This window comes from Sphingomonas sp. RIT328 (assembly GCF_000632225.1).
Taxonomy (GTDB): Bacteria; Pseudomonadota; Alphaproteobacteria; order Sphingomonadales; family Sphingomonadaceae; genus Sphingomonas; species Sphingomonas kyungheensis.
On record NZ_JFYV01000055.1, the window covers coordinates 51755 to 69573 of the forward strand.

The following is a 17819-nucleotide window of genomic DNA, read 5'->3' on the forward strand; positions in this document are numbered from 1 at the left end:
GTGGCGCCGGGCCTCCGGCGCCACCCCGTCGCCGGTGTCAGAACCGCGAACGCACGGTCAGCCCATAGGTGCGCGGTTCGCCGGGCACGCCGACGGTCAGCGCATTACCGACGGCGTAGCGTGGGTATCCGAACCGCTGGACCTGCGACAGGCTGCCATTCCCCTGCAGATAGGCGGCCACCGCGATCTGCGCATAATGGCTGTCGAGCAGGTTCTGGCTCCAGAATTCGACCGCCCAGCGCTCGTCGCGGCCGCGCAGGCCGATGCGCGCATTGACCAGGACATAGGCCGGCTGCTGCTTCTCCGCCATCAGATCGGAGCCGGTGGAATAGTCGCTCGACAGGCGGCTATCGACGTAGAACAGCCCCGACAGGCCGCTGCGGCCGAGGGCCGGCGTCCAGGCCAGGGACTCGGTGACGACATGGGTCGGCGCGTTGGACATCTGATTGCCCGGCAGCAGGAACAGGCTGGTGCTCAGCGGCGCGCCCTGCGCATTGCCGACCAGATTGTGGCCATAGCGCGCCCGCGCATAGGTATAGCCGACGCGGAAGGTGACATCCCTGACGGGATAGACACCGGCCTCGACCTCGAACCCGCGGGTCACGACGCCGGCGCCGACGTCCCCGGTGCACCGCCCGCTGCCCAGCGACCGATCGCTGTCGGCACCGTGCAGCGAATCGCGACAGGCACCGATATTCTGCACGACCAGCGCCGCCCCGTTAAAGGTGTTGAGCTGGAAGCTGCTGAAATCCGACCGGAAAGCCGCGATGCTCGCATTGAAGGTCGGCGCATTGTACTTGGCGCCGACCTCGATCGCCCGCACCGTCTCCGGATCGAAGCGCAGGCTGCTGGCCACCGCCGGCGCCGTGACGAACGCATTGTCGGCGAAGCCGGCGCGGGTCAGATTATATCCGCCCGCCTTATAGCCATGCGCGTAGGAGGCATAGAAGAGCGTGCTCGGCCGGGCCTGCCAGGACAGTACCGCGGTGCCGCTCAACCGGCCCTCCCGCATCGAATCGCTGATCCGGGTCCCATTGTAGGCGGAGGTCGAATTGCCCGGGCAGCTTTGCCGGATGATGATCATCGCCGCCTGACGCATCTGCGGATTGGGGTCGGTCAAAAGGCCGGCCAGAGCGGTCTGCTGCGCGCCGCAGATCGTATTGCCGCTGTCAAAGGCGGCGCGCATCGTCTTGCGTTCGTTGGTATAACGCAGGCCGCCGGTGACGCTCAGCGTATCGGTGAGGCGATAGATATCGTGCGTGAAGACGGCGAAATTGTCGCTCGTCTGCCGGTAGACGTCATGGACGTTGGACGTATCGTGCAGCAGCGTCAGCCGGTCGAGCCCGCCCATCAGCGTCGGCCCGACCGCCGCCACGGCGAGGTCGTGGACCATCGGCTTGAGGCAGGCGGGCGCGGCAGGATCGCGGAACGCGCCGCTGGGATCGAAGGCGGCGAGCATGCTGCACGCGGCGAAGGCACCATAGTCGGACCCGTAGCGCAGCGAGTCGGACAGGTTCAGCCGCTCGTGCGCGTAATAGCCGCCAAGCAGCCAGTCGAGCCGGTTGCCCAACGCCGCGCCGCTCACCCGCGTTTCGTGCGAGAAGGTGTGGAACTGACGCGTCGCCTCCTTGTCGTAATTGACGAGATTGAGGCTGCCGAAGTCGAAATCCCCGGCAGTGCCGGCCTTATATTCGCGATAGGCGTCGATCGAGACGAGCTGCACCGCCCCCATCGTCCAGCCGATCCGCGACGAGACGCCGTAATCCTTGACGATGTTGGTATAGGCCTGACCACGCGAGATGGCGGAGAGGCGGTTATAGGGATCGCCGTTGCTCGGCAGCACCGCGCCCATGTCTCCCATCAGCTTGACGATGCGGTTCTCCGGAGCGAAGGCGACGTCACCCGGCCGACCCGGCGTCGGGTCGTATTTCTCGCGCGTATCGAGATAGACGGTGCTGCAGCACCGCTCCCGGCGCACCGTATAGTCGCCGATCACGCGCAGCGAGAGATCGTCCTGCGGTTTGTAGAACAGCTGGCCGCGGACGAAGGCGCGGCGGCGATTGTTGAAGTCGATATCGTTGACCACGTCATGGTTGAAGCCGTCGCGCCGGGTGGTCGCACCGTCGATGCGGAAGGCGAGCGTGTCCTTGATCAGCGGACCGGTGACCGAGCCGGCGAGGCGCAGCGCATTGTAATTGCCGTAGCTCGCCTCGCCATAGCCGCCGAAGGTGAATTCGGGATATTTGGTGTAGATGCTGATCGAGCCCGCCGACGAATTGCGCCCCGACAGGGTGCCCTGCGGCCCGCGCAGGATCTCGATCCGGTCGATTTCGCCGATGTCGTTGAGGCCGATGCCGGCGCGGTTGCGGTAGACGCCGTCGATGAACACCGCGACCGAGCTTTCGATACCGGCATTCTGACCGACGGTGCCGATCCCGCGCAGCCGCGCAGTGGCGCTTACCTCGGAATCGGTCGACGAGACGATCAGCGACGGCGCGAGCTGCGTGACCTGACGGATGTCGGTCGCGCCGGTGCGGCTCAGCGTCACCGTGTCATAGGCGCTGACCGCGATCGGCACGGTCGACTGGCGTTGCGATCGCCGCGTCGCCGTGACGATCAGGTCGGTGGTGTTCTCCGCGACCGGCGTGTCGGTCGCGGCCTTGTCGTTCTTGGTCGCCGGCGCGATCGCGCGCAGGCCCTGCGCCTGCGCCTGGCCGATCGTTCCGACGCAGCCGACTGCCGCCAGCAGATATCCTAATTTGCGCAATTCTGGTCCCCCTCAGCAATGTTCGGGGTCCGAAGAAGCGAATTACATTAATAAATGGTAAATCCAATTATAGTATCGGTCTGCAGAAACGAGCCTGCAATGTCCGCCAGCATCGATCAGCCTGGTCTATCGATTTGAGATTACGCATCATCCGCCGGCAGGGCAGGACGGATCCGCGCCAGTATCGCCCTCATCTTTAAAAGCGCGAGCGCAACGTGGCGCCGTAGGTGCGCGCTTCGCCGAGGAAAGCGACGCTCAGCGCATCGGCGGTGGCGTCGCTCGGCGCGCCCATCGGATCGGGGGATGGCGACATCCCGAAAATCCGGAAAAGGTTCAGTCACGCCGCCGGGCCGTCGCGACGGCCCGGCGACGGCGGATCAGCCCGCCTTCGGGGCGACCGCCTTGTCGACGTCGGTCGCGGCGACTCCCGCCTGCGGCGCGATGCGCAGGTTGAGTTCCTTGAGCTGCTTGGGCGTCGCGAAATTGGGCGCGCCCATCATCAGGTCCTCGGCCTTCTGCGTCATCGGGAAGACGATCACCTCGCGGATATTGGGTTCGTCGGCGAGCAGCATGACGATGCGGTCGATACCCGGCGCCGAGCCGCCGTGCGGCGGCGCACCGAACTTGAAGGCGTTGATCATGCCGGCGAAGTTGGTGTCGACCTCGGCCTGCGAATAGCCGGCGATCTCGAACGCCTTGTACATGATCTCCGGACGATGGTTGCGGATCGCCCCGCTCGACAGTTCGACGCCGTTGCAGACGATGTCATATTGATAGGCGAGGATGTCGAGCGGGTCCTTGGTTTCCAGCGCGTCCATCTCGCCCTGCGGCATCGAGAAGGGATTGTGGCTGAAGTCGATCTTCTTGTTGTCCTCGTCATATTCGAACATCGGGAAATCGACGATCCAGCAGAATTCGAAGCGGTTCTGATCGATCAGGCCAAGGCTCTCGCCGACGCGGGTGCGCGCGAGGCCGGCGAGCTTGGCGGCCTGCGCCTCCTTGCCGGCGGCGAAGAACAGGCCGTCGTCGGGGCCGAGGCCGAGCGCATCGGCCATCGCGCTCATCTTGCCCTCGCCGTGGTTCTTGGCGATCGGGCCGCCCCATTCGCCGCCCTTGCGCGTCGCATAGCCGAGGCCGGCGAAGCCTTCGGACTGCGCCCAGGCGTTCATGTCGTCGAAGAACTTGCGGCTCTTGTCGGCGGTGCCCGGCGCGGGGATGGCGCGGACGACGTCGCCGCCCTCGACGATCGAGGCGAAGCGGCCGAAGCCCGAGCCGACGAACTGATCGGACACGTCGCTGATCAGGATCGGGTTGCGCAGGTCGGGCTTGTCGTTGCCGTATCTCAGCATCGATTCGCGATAGGGGATGCGGCGGAACGGCAGCGCCGAGACGCTGCGCCCCTTGCCTTGCCAGTCGGCGAATTCCTCGAACACGCCGTGCAGCACCGGCTCGATCGCGGCGAACACGTCCTCCTGCGTGACGTAGCTCATCTCGAAATCGAGCTGGTAGAATTCGCCGGGGCTGCGATCGGCGCGTGCATCCTCGTCGCGGAAACAGGGCGCGATCTGGAAATAGCGGTCGAAGCCGGCGACCATCAGCAGCTGCTTGAACATCTGCGGCGCCTGCGGCAGCGCGTAGAATTTGCCGGGATGGACGCGGCTGGGGACGAGATAGTCACGCGCCCCCTCCGGCGACGAAGCCGTGAGGATCGGCGTCTGGAATTCGGTGAACCCCTGCCCGATCATCCGCTGGCGGATCGAGGAGATCACCTTCGAGCGCAGCATGATATTCTGGTGCAGCCGCTCCCGGCGCAGGTCGAGGAAGCGATAGCGCAGGCGGATGTCCTCGGGATATTCGGCATCGCCCGCGACCGGCATCGGCAGCTCCTGCGCATGGCTCTGCACCGTCGCGGCGCGCGCGAACACCTCGATCGCGCCGGTGGCGAGATTGGGGTTCTGCGTCGCCTCGGACCGCGCCTTGACCAGGCCGTCGATCGTCACCACCGATTCGACGCGCAGCGATTCCAGCGTCGGCAGCGCCGGTGAATCGCTGTCGGCGACGATCTGGGTGATGCCGTAATGGTCGCGCAGATCGACGAAGAGCACGCCGCCATGATCGCGCTTGCGATGGACCCAGCCCGACAGGCGGACGGTCTCGCCGACGTTGCTCGCGGACAGCGCGGCGCAGGTGTGGGAGCGATAGGCGTGCATGATCGTTTCTTCCGGCCGGCAAGGGCATGTGGGTGAAGCGTGGCGCTTCCCCGTCTCACTTGGCTTTGTCAACCCGGCCGCGTGTGGCTATGGCAAGGCCATGCATATCCACCCGTTGATTACAGACAGCGCGACCCTCGCCAATCTGTGTGCCCGCCTCGCCAATGCCGACTTCGTCACCGTCGACACCGAATTTATGCGCGAGAGCACCTATTACCCTGAATTGTGCCTGATCCAGATCGCTGACGTGAACGAGGCGGCGGCGATCGATCCGATGGCGCCGGGGCTCGACATGACGCCGCTGCTCGACCTGCTCACCGAGAATCAGGACGTGCTCAAGGTCGTCCACGCCGGCGGGCAGGATATCGAGATCATCTACAATCTCACCGGCAAGACGCCGCAGCCGCTGTTCGACACGCAGGTCGCGGCGATGGCGCTGGGGCAAGGCGAGCAGATCGGCTATTCCAACCTCGTCGACAGCTGGCTCGGCATCCAGGTCGACAAGGGCGCGCGCTTCACCGACTGGGCGCGGCGGCCGCTCGACGCGCGGCAGATCGAATATGCGATCGGCGACGTGACCCACCTCGCCGATATCTTCCCCAGGATGCTCGAACGGCTGCGCAAGACCGGGCGCGGGGTGTGGCTCGACCAGGAGATGGAGCGGCTCGCCGATCCCGCCAATTATGCCAACGACCCCGATCAGGCGTGGAAGCGCGTCCGCATCTCCGGCCGCAAGCCCGACGTGCTCGGGCGGCTCAAGGCGCTGGCGCGCTGGCGCGAGCTGGAGGCGCAGTCGAAGGACCTGCCGCGCGGACGCATCGTCAAGGACGAGACGTTGGGCGACCTCGCCGGCCATCCGCCGCGCAAACAGGCCGATCTCGCCAAGGTGCGCGGCCTGTCGGCGACCTGGGCGTCGAACGACATCGGCGGCCGGCTGATGGCGGCGATCGATTCGGCGCAGCCGCTGTCTGGCGACGAGCTGCCGCCGCGCGACGACCGCAAGCCGGGGCTGGGCAAGGAGGGCGCGCTGGTCGCCGACCTGCTCAAGCTGCTGCTCAAGATCCGCTCGCGCGACATCGACGTCGCCTCGCGGCTGCTGGCGCGGTCGGACGAGCTGGAGGCCTTGGCGGCGGGGGTGCGCACCGGCCTGCCGATGCTGGAGGGCTGGCGCTTCGATCAATTCGGTCGCGACGCGCTCGATCTGGTCGAGGGGCGGCTCGGCTTCGCGGTGCGCGGCGGCAAGCTCAAGATGACGCGAACGGAGGAGACGGCATGAAGCGGATGATCCTGATGGCGCCGGTGCTGGCGCCGATGCTGACGGCGGCCTGCGCGACGATGGCGCCGCCCCCGCCCGAGCGCGGGCCGTGCGCGGTCGACGAGGCGGCGAAGATGCACTTCGCCGCGGTGAAATACCGCGAGCGGATGCGCGGCGAGATCGAACATGCGACGCATTCGGCGGTGTCGCGGATCGTCCGGCCGGGCGACATGGTGACGCAGGATCTCCGGCCGGACCGGCTGACGATCCTGCTCGACGACGGCGGGCTGATCAGCGGCTTGCGCTGCGGGTGATCCGCGGGGGCGGGGCTGGCCGGCGATGGCGCTGAGCCGAGGTCTCGCTCATCCCGCATAGAGTTATCCGTTAGCCCTGAGCCTGTCGAAGGGCGGGCTTCCAGAGTGCGGTCGATCGATGTGTCGCAGTGCGGTCGCCGCGGGGCGGGACGGACCGACTAGCGCTCCGCTCGGGGGATGGCAGCGCTTCGACAGGCTCAGCGCGAACGGTGACGGGTGGCCGAAACGCACCTCAGCGGTCGCGCAGGCATTTCCCTCATGTGCGCAGAGTTGGCCCCACCAGCGCTTGGCCGAACACCACGCGCGGCTTGCGCTTGAGTCCGGTCGCCAGCGCGGCATGGCGGCGCTCGACCGTCTCCGAATAGAGGGGTCGGTCCGCCTCGCCGAGCGACAGCAGCACGTGCCCCGGTTCGAGCCCCAAAGTCGCGCGTTGCAGCGGGCCGGCGAGCCCGGCGCTGAACCGCTGCCCGAGCCGGATCGCCAGCCCCCAGTCGATCGCCAGCGCAATCTGTCCGACATTGGCGAGGCCGGCGAGCAGCGGATGCGGCGTGGTGCTGCCGCCAAGGCTGGTGTGCAGCGCCTGCGCGAGCATGGCGCGCTCGGGCGCGTCGATCGCCACCCAATTGCCGTGCAGCGCGACCTCGAAGCCGCGTTCGTCGCGGAATTCGGGATTGGCGCGCCAGCCGGTGTCGGCGAGCAGGCAGGCGGCGTGGCGGATGCGGGCGAGCTCCGGCCCTTCGCCGGGAAAGAGCGGCGCGATCCAGCCGGCGAGCAGATCGCCATGTTCGGCGAAGCGGCCGAGCAGCCGCCCTTCCTCGCGCGCGCCGACGATCAGCGGATCGAGCGCGCGCGTCTGCGGATCGAGCGCGGCATAGAGCAGCCCCTCGCGCAGCCCGAAGGTCGAGGCGACGGCGCTCGCCGAACCGAGTTCGCGCATCACCACCGCGAGCAGCGCGGTCGCATCGCCGAGCTGGCCGGCCCGCACCGCCGACATGCCCGGCACGCTGCGCAGCCGCGTCCGCGACAGATGCGCGATGCTGCGGCCGAGCCGGCCGACCGTCTCGGGCGCGAGCGTATAGCCGTGGATGATCGGCAGCGGATAATGCGTCAGGCTCATGTCGAGCCGCGCCAGCGCGCGCCACGATCCGCCGACCATATAGAGCGGCAGGCCCCTGCCCCGCCCGGTCCAGCCGGCCTCGCGGATCAGCCTCGTGACGTGGCGGTCGAACGCCGGGCCGCGCCCTTCGCGCAGCGCGGCGATGCGCAGCACGCCGAGCGGGAAGGAGATGCGGTCGGTGACCGTGCCGGCGACGACGCGGACGAGTTCGAGGCTGCCGCCGCCAAGATCGCCGACGACGCCGTCCGCCTCGGGAATCGCCGACAGCACGCCCATTCCCGCGGCGGTCGCCTCTTGTTCGCCCGTCAGCACGTCGACGGTGAGGCCGAGCGCACCGGCCGCGGCGATGAAGGCGGGGCCATTGCTCGCGTCGCGCACCGCGGCGGTGGCGACGGTGCGCAGCGGCGCGTCCATCTCGCGCGCGACCATCGCGAACCGGCCGAGCGCGCCCATCGCGAGCGCCATGCTGTCGGCGTCGATCGTGCCGGTCGCGGCGAGGCTGCGGCCGAGGCCGGCCATCACCTTCTCGTTGAACAGCGTCGCCGGGATGCGGGGATGACCCTGGTAGACGACGAGGCGCACCGAATTGGAGCCGATGTCGATGATGCCGGTACGGGGGAACGTCTCTGCCATGACCGGCTCAACGAGCGGCACGGCCGGCTGTTCAGACACGCCCCGCTCGCGCAGGGTGGTGAGGAAGGGGATGCGGGCCATCAGGCGGCGGGACGTCGCCGCCCCGGCTCACCGCCGCTCCGCACCCCGGCCACGCCGCCGCCCACCGTCATCGCCGCCGCCGCAGCGCCAGCGTCGGCACCGCATTGCTTTCGGCGAGCGCCGCGCCGCGCCCCGACAGTGACGGGTTGGTCATGAAATAGCGGTGGAGGTTGAACGGCTTCTCGCCCGGCGTCTCGCGCACGTAGCGACCGTCGGGGCCGAGCTCCCAGCTCTGCTCGGTGTCGATCAGATTGGCGACCATCACCTGGTCGAGCACCTGATCGTGCACCGTCGGGTTCTCGATCGGCAGCATATATTCGACGCGGCGATCGAAGTTGCGCGGCATCCAGTCCGCCGAGGAGATGAACACCTTGGCACCGTCATTGGGCAGTGCCGCGCCGTTGCCGAAGCAGAAGATGCGGCTGTGTTCGAGGAAGCGGCCGATGATCGACTTGACGCGGATATGCTCTGACATGCCCGGCACGCCGGGGCGCAGGCAGCAGATGCCGCGGATGATGAGGTCGATCTCGACCCCGGCGCCGCTCGCCTCGTACAATTTGTCGATGATCACCGGATCGACCAGGCTGTTCATCTTCGCCCAGACCGCGCCGACCTTGCCGGCGCGCGCATTGGCGATCTCGACGTCGATCAGCTGCAGCAGCTTCTGGCGCAGGTCGCGCGGCGACAGGCTGAGTTTGACGATGTCGGTCGGCTCGACATAGCCGGTGACGTAATTGAACATCTGCGCGGCATCGCGCCCCATCCGCGGGTCGGCGGTGAAGAAGCTGAGGTCGGTGTAGATGCGCGCGGTCACCGGGTGGTAATTGCCGGTGCCGAAGTGGCAATAGGTGCGGAACTGGCCGTTCTCGCGCCGTACCACCATCGAGACCTTGGCATGCGTCTTCCATTCGAGGAAGCCGTAGACGACCTGCACGCCGGCGCGTTCGAGCGCGCTTGCCCAGAGGATATTCTGTTCCTCGTCGAAGCGCGCGCGCAGCTCGACCACCGCGGTCACCGACTTGCCCGATTCGGCGGCGGCGATCAGCGCATTGATCACCGCGGGCTGTTTGCCGGCGCGATACAGCGTCTGCTTGATCGCGATCACGTCCGGGTCCTGCGCCGCCTGTTTGAGGAAGGCGAGGACGACGTCGAACGTCTCATAGGGATGATGGACGATGATGTCCTTGGCGCGGATCGCCGCGAAACAGTCGCCGCCGAATTCGCGGATCCGCTCGGGGAAGCGCGGCACGAAGGGCAGGAACTTGAGGTCGGGCCGATCCTCGTCGATCACCGCGTCGAGATCGCCGATGCTGAGCAGATTGCCGCTTTCGGTGATCGTCGCGTCGGCGCCGCCCAGTTCGTGGCGCAGCACCTTGGCGAGCGCGTCGGGCATGCCCGTCTCCAGCTCGAGCCGGATGACGCGGCCGCGGCGGCGGCGCTTGATCGCATTGGCGAAATAGCGGACGAGATCCTCCGCCTCCTCGTCGATCTCGATATCGCTGTCGCGCAGCACGCGGAAGGCGGCGGCGCCGACCAGCGTATAGCCCGGGAAGATCACCGGCGCGAACCGCTTGAGCAACGCCTCGATCGAGACGTAGCGCGCCGGCTCGCCCGGCAGGCGGACGAAGCGCGGCGCGCTCGCCGGGATCATCACCAGTTCGCGCACCGGCTCGCCGTCCGAATCGCGGACGACGTCGAACATCACCGACAGCCCCTTGTTGGGGATGAAGGGAAAGGGATGGGCGGGATCAAGCGCCTGCGGCGTCAGGATCGGGAAGATCTGCTCGCGGAAATGCGCCTCGAGCCATTCGGCATCCTCGGCGTCGACCTCGTCGCGGCGCAGCACGTGCAGCCCAGCCTCGTCGAGCAGGGTGCGCAGGTCGCCCCACACCGCCTGCTGGCTCGCCATCAGCGCATCCGCCTCGCGCGTGATCGCGGCGAGCTGCTGCCCCGGCGTCAGGCCGTCGGACGAGCGGCGGTCGACATCCTTGAGCTGCTGCCCCTTGAGGCCGGCGACGCGGACCATGAAGAATTCGTCGAGATTGTTGCCCGAGATCGACAGGAAGCGCAGCCGTTCGAGCAGCGGATGCGCCGGATTGCACGCCTCCTCCAGCACGCGCCGGTTGAACGCCAGCCACGACAGCTCGCGGTTGAAATAGCGGTCGTTGACCTCCGGGACGAAGGGATCGTCGTCGGGGGCGGCGAGATGCGAGAGGTGGATCGGGCGTGTCATGGTTCGGTCATAGGCAGCAACGGTTGCGGTTGCGTGACGATCCCTGCCGCGGTGAGAACGGTGCGCGCCAGCGGGATCGACAGGCGGCGGTGGCTACCGAGCACCTCCTGATCGAGCGCATCGACGACGCGCTGGACGACGATATGGCTGCGCTCGATCCGCGTGCTCAGCCATTGCACCAGATCCGGGCGCGCATCGAGCCCGCGCCGGTGGAAGAGATGGGCGAGCAGCACCGCGATCAGCTCGTCGTCGGGCGCGCCGATCGCGGCATGCGGGCTGGCGGCGAGGCGCGAGCGCAGGTCGGGCAGCCGCACCGACCAGCTCGGCGGCAGCGCGTCGGCGACGATGACGAGCGGGCGGTTCTCCGCCTGCGCCTGGTTCCAGGCGTGGAAGATCTGCGCCTCGGGCATCGTCTCGGCATCGTCGATGATCCGGCCCTGGCTCTTCGCGGCGAAGATGCGCGCGAGCAGGCTGCGCCCCGATTTGCGCGGGCCGGTCAGCACCGCCGCCCTGACCGGCCAGCTCGCCCAATCCTCCAGCGTCCGCGCCGCGCGCACGTTGCTCGGCGTGACGAGGAAGGCATCGTCGTTCGGATCCGCGGGCCAGCCCAGCGGCAACGCCAGTTGCTGCGTCATCGGGTCAGCCGGCCGGGTTGGGATCGGCGGGCAGGTTCGACGGCAGCAGCTGCGGCGCGCGGCGGATGCGCAGCGTCTGCCCCGATCCGGTCACCTGGAAGCCGCGGACCTCGAGCGCGCGGCGCAGCGCCTCGGGATCGCCGTCATAGACGACGCGCATCAGCGACAGGCCGCCGAGCGCGAGGCTGGTGGTACTCGCCGAGCGCACCCCGGCGATGCCGCGCACCAGCCCTTCTGTGTTGGCGACCGCACTCGCGCCCGGCGTGTCGAACTGGATGGTGAGCGGAATGCCCGCATCCGCGGCGCCGGTGTCGCCGACGATCTCGGCAAGCGTCTCGCCGCCCGCCGCGTCGTCGCTGTCGTTCGGATCGACCACCGGCTCGGGCGCGGGCGGCGGCGGCAGCGTCGGGTCGAGCCCGAGCGCACCGCCGCGCAACGCCTGCTGGAACAGGCCGTCCATCCGCGTCACCCCGGCGTCGAGCAGCCGCGGCAGGCCCGCCGCGCTGCCGACGCGCAGCGTGAAGCTGCCGATCAACTGATTGTCGGGACCGTGGCGCGCCTGGAACACGCCGATGATCGGCCCGCCCGGATAGCTGCGATAGAGGCGGACGACCGGGATGAGGATGTCGCTCGCGCCATATTGGTCGATCACCTGCCGCCACCAGCCGCGTCCCGGCCGCGCGATCTGGCCGGCGTTGAGCAGCAGCGAATCGGCGCCGGTCCCCGAGGGGCGGACATAATCGATTGCGCTGTTGCCGGTGCGGAAGCGCGCCCAGGCCTCCTGCCAGTCGTTGCGCTGCTCGAACACCGTCTCGACCCCGCCCGACACCTGCAGCGGCACGAGCAGCATCGGCCGCGAGCGGTCGGCATAGGCGCTGATGCCGAGCAGCCCCGCCGCACGGCCGCGGTTGAACAGCACGCCGAGCCGCGCGACGTAACGCGTCGGGCCGATCTGCTCATTCTCGACGACGATGCCCGAGACGAGCTGGTCGAGCGTGCCGTCGGAGACCAAAGCGCCGTCGCCGCCGAGCCGCTTCGACAGCTGCACCCACGCCTTGCGCTGGGCGAGCCGCCAGCCGCCGAGCCGTGCGCCCTCCGCGGTCTTGGCGGCGACGTCGACGCTGACGCCGCCGACCTCGAAATCGCCCGAACTGTCGACCGGGGTGACGCCGCGGCCGCCTTCGATCTGCGCATAGGCGCCCGCGGCGAGCAGCAGCGTCGCCCCGGCGAGCGAGGGAAACAGGGATGGCATGCGCATGGTGCAGGCCTTTTGGCGAAGCGGGCGGGCGATGCCAAGCGCGATATGCGCCCTGCCCCCGCCGCCCGCGCCCGGCGCACCGGTCGCCGCTACCGATCCTTGTTGCCAGCGCGGGGCGAAAATCTTAGCAGGCTGGCCGGATGAGCCAGCCGCCCTCCCCGTCCGACCAGTCCTACACCTATGCCGATGCCGGCGTATCGATCGCCGCGGGCAACGCGCTGGTCCGCGCGATCGGGCCGCTCGCCAAGGCGACGCGGCGGCCGGGTGCGGATGCCGAGCTCGGCGGCTTCGGCGGCTTGTTCGACCTCAAGGCGGCGGGCTTCTCCGATCCGCTGCTCGTCGCCGCCAATGACGGCGTCGGCACCAAGCTCAAGCTCGCGATCGAATGGGACCGGCATGAGGGCGTCGGCGTCGACCTCGTCGCGATGTGCGCCAACGACCTGATCGTCCAGGGCGCCGAGCCGCTGTTCTTCCTCGACTATTACGCCACCGCCAAGCTCGACACCGGCATCGCCGAACGCGTCGTCGCGTCGATCGCGGAGGGCTGCCGGCAGGCGGGCTGCGCGCTGATCGGCGGCGAGACGGCGGAGATGCCGGGCATGTACGCCCCGGGCGACTATGACCTCGCCGGCTTCTGCGTCGGCGCGGTCGAGCGCGACCGCGTGCTCACCGGCCAGACGATCGCGGCGGGCGACGTCATCCTCGGCCTCGCCTCGTCGGGCGTCCATTCCAACGGTTTCTCGCTGGTCCGCCGGCTCGCCGCGGATCGCGGCTGGAAGCTCGACCGGCCGGCGCTGTTCGACGCCGACCGGCTGCTGATCGACCTGCTGATGGCGCCGACGCGCATCTATGTCGCGAGCCTGCTGCCGCTGCTGCGCAAGGGGGCGATCAAGGGCCTCGCCCATATCACCGGCGGCGGGCTGCTCGAGAATATCCCGCGCGTCCTGCCCGAGGGCACACATGCAGTGGTCGACGCCGACGCCTGGGAGCAGTCGCGGCTGATGGCTTTCCTCCAGGCGCAGGGCGCGATCGAGCCCGAGGAGATGGCGCGCACCTTCAACTGCGGCATCGGCATGGCGGTGGTCGTCGCCGCCGACGACGCCGACCGGGTCGCCGCGGCGCTCGGCGCGGCGGGCGAGACGGTCCACCGGATCGGCCGCGTCGAGGCGGGCAAGCGCGGCTGCACGGTGCGCGGCTCGACCGAGACGTGGAGCGCGCGCCACGACTGGACCGCGACGCACGATCATGGCTGACCGTCGATGAAGGCGGTCGGCATCCTGATCTCGGGCCGGGGCTCGAACATGATGGCGCTGGTCGAGGCGGGGATCCCCGTCGCGCTGGTCGCCTCCGACAAGCCCGATGCGCCGGGGCTGGACTGGGCGCGGGCGCGTGGCATCGCCACCTTCGCGCTGTCACCCAAGGGGATCGGCAAGGCCGCCTATGAGGCGGAGCTCGACGCCGCGTTGCGCGCGGCGGGGTGCGAGGTGATCGCGCTCGCCGGCTATATGCGGCTGGTCTCCGCCGATTTCGTCGCGCGCTGGCGCGACCGGATCGTCAACGTCCATCCGTCGCTGCTGCCCCTGTACAAGGGGCTCGACACGCATGCGCGCGCGATCGCCCATGGCGACGCGGTCGGCGGCTGTTCGGTCCACCTCGTCACCGAGGAGCTCGACGCCGGCCCGCTGCTCGGCCAGGCCGAGGTACCGATCCTCCCCGGTGATACGCCCGAGACGCTCGCCGCGCGGGTGCTGGTCGCCGAACACCGCCTGTATCCGCAAGTCCTCAAGGAGTTCGTCAGCCGATGACGTCAGCCCTCACCCGCGTCCGCGACCTCGCCCTGCTGCTGCCCGAGGCGGCGGAGCGCGACGAGGACGGTGCGCCGACCTTCACCGTCGCCGACACGCCCTTCGCGCGGCTGCGCGGCGACGGCGTCGAGGTGCGCGGCGACGACGGCGGCTGGTCGACGATGTCGCTCGCCGACGATGCCGACTGGGCGCTGATCGAGGACCGGATCGCGCACAGCTGGGAGCTCGCCGCGCCGCGCGGGCTGCTGGAGGCGGGCGGGCGATGAGCGAATCGCGCGATCAGGCGCAGACCCGCCGCCGCTGGATCACGCTCGCCGAGCTGGTGGCGGTGGCGGGCGTCGTGATCGCCGCGCTGACGCTCTACACCAACTGGCAGGAACGGCGCGAGGCCGCCGCCGACAAGGCGATCGAACAGGCGAGCGCGACGCGCGACAAGACCCGTTTCCTGTTGCGCGGCACGGTCGACGCCAAGAAGCGCACGATCCTGCTGACCCGCGAGGAAGCGCATCCGCTCGGTGACATCCGCGTCACCTTCCCGACCGCGCTCGGCGTCGCGCCGCAGGATTCGGTGACGCAGACGATCGACGCCGACTGGTTCGACTCCGCGCTGCGCCAGGCGACCGACGGCGGTGCCGACGATCAGACCGGACGCCTGCCGGTGCTGATCCGCTACACCTATTTCACCGACGACCAGCCGACGACGCGGCAGGCGATCTACGATATCGTCTGGCAGACGCACGGTCGCCGGTTTCGCGGTCGCGAGGTCGAGCTGCTCGACCTGCGGCTGCGCGAAACCGGCGGCAATCAGAAGCGCGTCGATACGCTGTGGGCAAAGGAGCGGCCGGCAGGCTGAGCCGAGGCTCAGTGCGCGACCAGCCAGCGCAGGAAGCGCGGCACCGCGCCGTGCCGCGTCATCCACCGGCTGTAGGCGCGATAGACGGGGTCGCGGCCGAGATGCCGCTCCTCGGTCCGCGCGCGCCAGTAATAGATGCCGCTGACGATGCCCATCAGCGCGGTCGCGCGCACCGCGTCGATCAGGCTGCCGGTGGTCAGCAGCGGCAGCGTCGACAGCCACCAGAACAGGTTCTTGGCGAGATAGGCGGGGTGGCGCGACCAGGCATAGGGGCCGTGCGTCAGGATGCCGCGATGCGTCAGGTTGGAGAAGCGTAGTCCGAAGGCCACCGTCGCCCAAGCATAGAGCGCGGTCAGCGCGACGAGGATCGCGCCCCAGGCGGCGAGCAGCAGCGGATGGCCCGCGAACCACGCCGACCAGTCCTGCGTGCCGGGATGATAGTCGAGCGGCCCGCCCTCCTCCATCAGCTGGAACGGCGGATAGCAGATCAGCGCCGCCGTCCACGCCGCGGCATAGGGATTGGCGCTGCGGATATGCGCGTCGAGCGGGCGCAGCGTCAGCACATAGCCGACGGTGGCGAAGGCGACGTCGACGACGAACATCAGCGCGATCAGCCATTGCGTCAGCGCCACCGGATCGCCGAGGCGCCGCCAGTCGGTATGAACGAAGCCCGCCCAATTGCCGGGGATCACCGCGAGCATGAAGGCGAGGAAGAAGGCCTTGACCGCCCAGCTGCGCATATGGCCGTAGATCGCCTGCCGCTCGACCCCGGGCTGGCCGGTCAGCCAGGCGCCGACGTGCCAGGCGCCATCGCGCGGATCGACCAGATAGCGGTCGAGCCACAGCAGATAGGGGACGGCGAGAAGCGCGACGACCGGCATCGCATGGCCGAAGCACCACATCGCGAAACCATAATTGCGGTCCCAGTAGAAGCGGCCGATGCCGTAGAGCAGCGCGATCGCCCCCCAGGTGACGTAGAGCCCGGCGAGCTTGGTGAGGCTGACGTCGCGCGTCTCGACGGCGGGACGCGGGTGATGCCAGTCGATTCCGGTACTGTGACGCCGGTGGACCTTGTCGATCGCGAGCGACCAGCCGACCATCGGCAGCGCGCAGGCGATGAGCGCGACCAGCGCGGCATAGGGACCGTCCATGCCGGTCGCGAGCGCGATCGTCAGCCACAGGGCGAGGCCGACCAGCCCGGCGATGCCGACGCCATGGCCGACCGCGGAGGCTGGGCGCGAGGCATCGGTCGGTGGGGCGGCTTGCATCGCCTTCCCCTAGCCGAGCAAGGGTAAGCAAGCCATGAACCACACCGAGCCGCGCCTATCGGGATGCTTGCGCGATCATCTGCGGTTCGGTAGATGCGCGACACCCCCTGTCGGAACGCCAGCGTCCGCAACGTAGGAACGACCGGATCGGGGGTCGGAAAACCGCGGTTCAGCGCGGGTTTGCGGGTATAGCACAATGGTAGTGCAGCAGCCTTCCAAGCTGAATACACGGGTTCGATTCCCGTTACCCGCTCCATTCCTCCTCTGATCAAGCGTTGTGCCCTGTCGGTGGGGCATGCGGCGATTCCCGTGAGCCGGCGCGGGTCCGGCATCCACTGCTCCCGCAATAGCGTAAGGCGGTGGTTTCGCGGCACGGTGGACCCCGGAACACGTCCGGGGTGATGGCGCATCCTGGGCGACGCCAGGACTTTCGCAGACATCTGGCGGAGGCGGCAATATGCCGACCAAGCAGAACGCCGACTGGCGGCTTCGAAGAGACACGCGGCTCCCACTGTCGCGCGAGTGCGGGTGAGGTGAGCGGAAGTATTCCCCAACTGGCCCCAAAAGGGTGCCACGCCCATCGCGCGGCACCCCGGCGCCTCAATCCTCCGCGGTACCCGGTTCCGCCATCTTGCGATGCTGTTCCGCGAGCACGGCATTGGGGGTGACGTTCGCCACCGCCGATTGCAGCTTGTTCTTCCAGCCTGACACCACCGCCGCCTTGCCGTCCATCAGTGCGTCCCAGCCGTCGGCGGCGACCTTGGCGGGATCGTCCTTGTGGGGATCGGTGCCGACGTCGGTGTCGAGCATGTCGCCGCGCGCGAAGAATTCGGTGTCGGTCGGTCCCGGCATCAGGTTGGTGATGGTGACGCCGTCGGCATCCTTGATTTCATTCTGCAAGGCCGCGACGAAGCTGTCGATGAACGCCTTGGTGCCGTTGTACACCGCCTGGAATGCGCCCGGAATATAGCCCGCGATCGATCCGGTGACGAGCACCTTGCCGTCGTTGCGCGCGACCATGTCCTTGAGCACCTTCTGGAGCAGATAGGCGGTGCCGGTGATGTTGGTCTCCACCACGGCGCGCCAGTCGTCGACCGCCTGGTCGAGAAAGGCGTGGCCGAGGCCGCGGCCGGCATTGGCGCAGAGCAGGTCGATCGTCCGCCCGTTGGTCGCGGCGAGCAACTTGTCGACCCCCTCCGGCGACGACAGATCGGCCTCCAGCGCGTCGACGCCATGGCCATATTGGCGGAAGTCGGCCGCCGCCGCCTCGATCAGCGGCTCGTCGGCGACGACGAGGATGTCATAACCGTTGCGCGCCGCGAGCGACGCCAGTTCGAAGCCGATGCCGGTCGAGGCGCCGGTGATGATCGCGAAACGTTCAGCCATCTGC

Annotated in this window: 14 protein-coding genes and 1 tRNA gene; 7 read left to right on the forward strand and 8 right to left on the reverse strand. The window is 68.7% G+C overall.

Annotated features, from left to right (window positions below; genetic code table 11):
• Positions 1–37: 37 nt before the first annotated feature.
• Together BW41_RS18720 and aspS are read right to left on the reverse strand one after the other, a co-directional pair.
• A complete protein-coding gene (locus BW41_RS18720; RefSeq protein WP_037536586.1) occupies positions 38–2767 on the reverse strand; it encodes a TonB-dependent receptor in 2730 nt (909 codons plus the stop codon).
• Positions 2768–3144: 377 nt separating this feature from the next.
• Positions 3145–4977, reverse strand: coding sequence for an aspartate--tRNA ligase (gene aspS / locus BW41_RS18725; protein WP_037536588.1), 1833 nt, complete (start codon positions 4975–4977; stop codon positions 3145–3147).
• 100 nt (positions 4978–5077) lie between these two features.
• Between aspS and rnd the strand changes: the two genes are divergently transcribed.
• Complete coding sequence (gene rnd / locus BW41_RS18730; RefSeq protein WP_037536590.1) at positions 5078–6253, forward strand: ribonuclease D; 1176 nt, start codon at positions 5078–5080, stop codon at positions 6251–6253.
• A complete protein-coding gene (locus BW41_RS18735; protein ID WP_051583690.1) occupies positions 6250–6546 on the forward strand; it encodes an I78 family peptidase inhibitor in 297 nt (98 codons plus the stop codon). The genes rnd and BW41_RS18735 overlap by 4 nt, the downstream gene beginning before the upstream one ends.
• Positions 6547–6802: 256 nt before the next feature.
• On the opposite strand, the gene BW41_RS18740 is transcribed toward BW41_RS18735, so the two are convergent.
• The 4 genes from BW41_RS18740 to BW41_RS18755 form a co-directional block, all read right to left on the reverse strand.
• Positions 6803–8296, reverse strand: coding sequence for a Ppx/GppA phosphatase family protein (locus BW41_RS18740; RefSeq protein WP_037536748.1), 1494 nt, complete (start codon positions 8294–8296; stop codon positions 6803–6805).
• Between the two features lie 148 nt (positions 8297–8444).
• Positions 8445–10610: an RNA degradosome polyphosphate kinase gene (locus BW41_RS18745; RefSeq protein WP_037536593.1), complete on the reverse strand. Its 2166-nt coding sequence runs from the start codon at positions 10608–10610 to the stop codon at positions 8445–8447.
• On the reverse strand, positions 10607–11245 hold the full coding sequence (locus tag BW41_RS18750; RefSeq protein WP_037536594.1) for an HdaA/DnaA family protein: 639 nt from the start codon (positions 11243–11245) through the stop codon (positions 10607–10609). The genes BW41_RS18745 and BW41_RS18750 overlap by 4 nt, the downstream gene beginning before the upstream one ends.
• Positions 11246–11249: 4 nt before the next feature.
• Positions 11250–12503 (reverse strand): hypothetical protein, encoded by a 1254-nt coding sequence (locus tag BW41_RS18755; protein ID WP_037536597.1) that lies wholly within the window; start codon positions 12501–12503, stop codon positions 11250–11252.
• Between the two features lie 140 nt (positions 12504–12643).
• Between BW41_RS18755 and purM the strand changes: the two genes are divergently transcribed.
• The 4 genes from purM to BW41_RS18775 are packed head-to-tail and all read left to right on the forward strand — an operon-like array spanning position 12644 to position 15161.
• Positions 12644–13756, forward strand: coding sequence for a phosphoribosylformylglycinamidine cyclo-ligase (gene purM / locus BW41_RS18760; RefSeq protein WP_037536600.1), 1113 nt, complete (start codon positions 12644–12646; stop codon positions 13754–13756).
• Between the two features lie 6 nt (positions 13757–13762).
• On the forward strand, positions 13763–14308 hold the full coding sequence (purN, locus tag BW41_RS18765) for a phosphoribosylglycinamide formyltransferase (RefSeq protein ID WP_037536602.1): 546 nt from the start codon (positions 13763–13765) through the stop codon (positions 14306–14308).
• Complete coding sequence (locus BW41_RS18770; RefSeq protein ID WP_037536604.1) at positions 14305–14574, forward strand: hypothetical protein; 270 nt, start codon at positions 14305–14307, stop codon at positions 14572–14574. The genes purN and BW41_RS18770 overlap by 4 nt, the downstream gene beginning before the upstream one ends.
• Positions 14571–15161 (forward strand): hypothetical protein, encoded by a 591-nt coding sequence (locus tag BW41_RS18775; RefSeq protein WP_037536606.1) that lies wholly within the window; start codon positions 14571–14573, stop codon positions 15159–15161. Before BW41_RS18770 ends, BW41_RS18775 begins: the two co-directional genes overlap by 4 nt.
• Before the next feature lie 8 nt (positions 15162–15169).
• Here BW41_RS18775 and BW41_RS18780 read toward each other — a convergent pair whose 3' ends face one another.
• On the reverse strand, positions 15170–16429 hold the full coding sequence (locus tag BW41_RS18780; RefSeq protein WP_081793196.1) for a methyltransferase family protein: 1260 nt from the start codon (positions 16427–16429) through the stop codon (positions 15170–15172).
• A gap of 182 nt (positions 16430–16611) precedes the next feature.
• Between BW41_RS18780 and BW41_RS18785 the strand changes: the two genes are divergently transcribed.
• Positions 16612–16685, forward strand: a tRNA-Gly gene (locus BW41_RS18785).
• Between the two features lie 344 nt (positions 16686–17029).
• Here BW41_RS18785 and BW41_RS18790 read toward each other — a convergent pair.
• The gene (locus BW41_RS18790) at positions 17030–17815 is read right to left on the reverse strand and encodes an SDR family NAD(P)-dependent oxidoreductase (RefSeq protein ID WP_037536608.1); all 786 of its coding nucleotides are present in this window, start codon (positions 17813–17815) and stop codon (positions 17030–17032) included.
• Positions 17816–17819: the final 4 nt, after the last annotated feature.

What these genes read in the sequence shown, in the direction of transcription:
- BW41_RS18740 (WP_037536748.1), bottom strand. Translation starts at nt 8,296, where the DNA reads ATGGCAGAGACGTTCCCCCGTACCGGCATCATCGACATCGGCTCCAAT.
- BW41_RS18755 (WP_037536597.1), bottom strand. Translation starts at nt 12,503, where the DNA reads ATGCGCATGCCATCCCTGTTTCCCTCGCTCGCCGGGGCGACGCTGCTG.
- BW41_RS18770 (WP_037536604.1), top strand. Translation starts at nt 14,305, where the DNA reads ATGACGTCAGCCCTCACCCGCGTCCGCGACCTCGCCCTGCTGCTGCCC.
- BW41_RS18780 (WP_081793196.1), bottom strand. Translation starts at nt 16,429, where the DNA reads ATGCAAGCCGCCCCACCGACCGATGCCTCGCGCCCAGCCTCCGCGGTC.
- rnd (WP_037536590.1), top strand. Translation starts at nt 5,078, where the DNA reads ATGCATATCCACCCGTTGATTACAGACAGCGCGACCCTCGCCAATCTG.
- aspS (WP_037536588.1), bottom strand. Translation starts at nt 4,977, where the DNA reads ATGCACGCCTATCGCTCCCACACCTGCGCCGCGCTGTCCGCGAGCAAC.
- BW41_RS18750 (WP_037536594.1), bottom strand. Translation starts at nt 11,245, where the DNA reads ATGACGCAGCAACTGGCGTTGCCGCTGGGCTGGCCCGCGGATCCGAAC.
- purM (WP_037536600.1), top strand. Translation starts at nt 12,644, where the DNA reads ATGAGCCAGCCGCCCTCCCCGTCCGACCAGTCCTACACCTATGCCGAT.
- BW41_RS18790 (WP_037536608.1), bottom strand. Translation starts at nt 17,815, where the DNA reads ATGGCTGAACGTTTCGCGATCATCACCGGCGCCTCGACCGGCATCGGC.
- BW41_RS18735 (WP_051583690.1), top strand. Translation starts at nt 6,250, where the DNA reads ATGAAGCGGATGATCCTGATGGCGCCGGTGCTGGCGCCGATGCTGACG.
- BW41_RS18775 (WP_037536606.1), top strand. Translation starts at nt 14,571, where the DNA reads ATGAGCGAATCGCGCGATCAGGCGCAGACCCGCCGCCGCTGGATCACG.
- BW41_RS18745 (WP_037536593.1), bottom strand. Translation starts at nt 10,610, where the DNA reads ATGACACGCCCGATCCACCTCTCGCATCTCGCCGCCCCCGACGACGAT.
- purN (WP_037536602.1), top strand. Translation starts at nt 13,763, where the DNA reads ATGAAGGCGGTCGGCATCCTGATCTCGGGCCGGGGCTCGAACATGATG.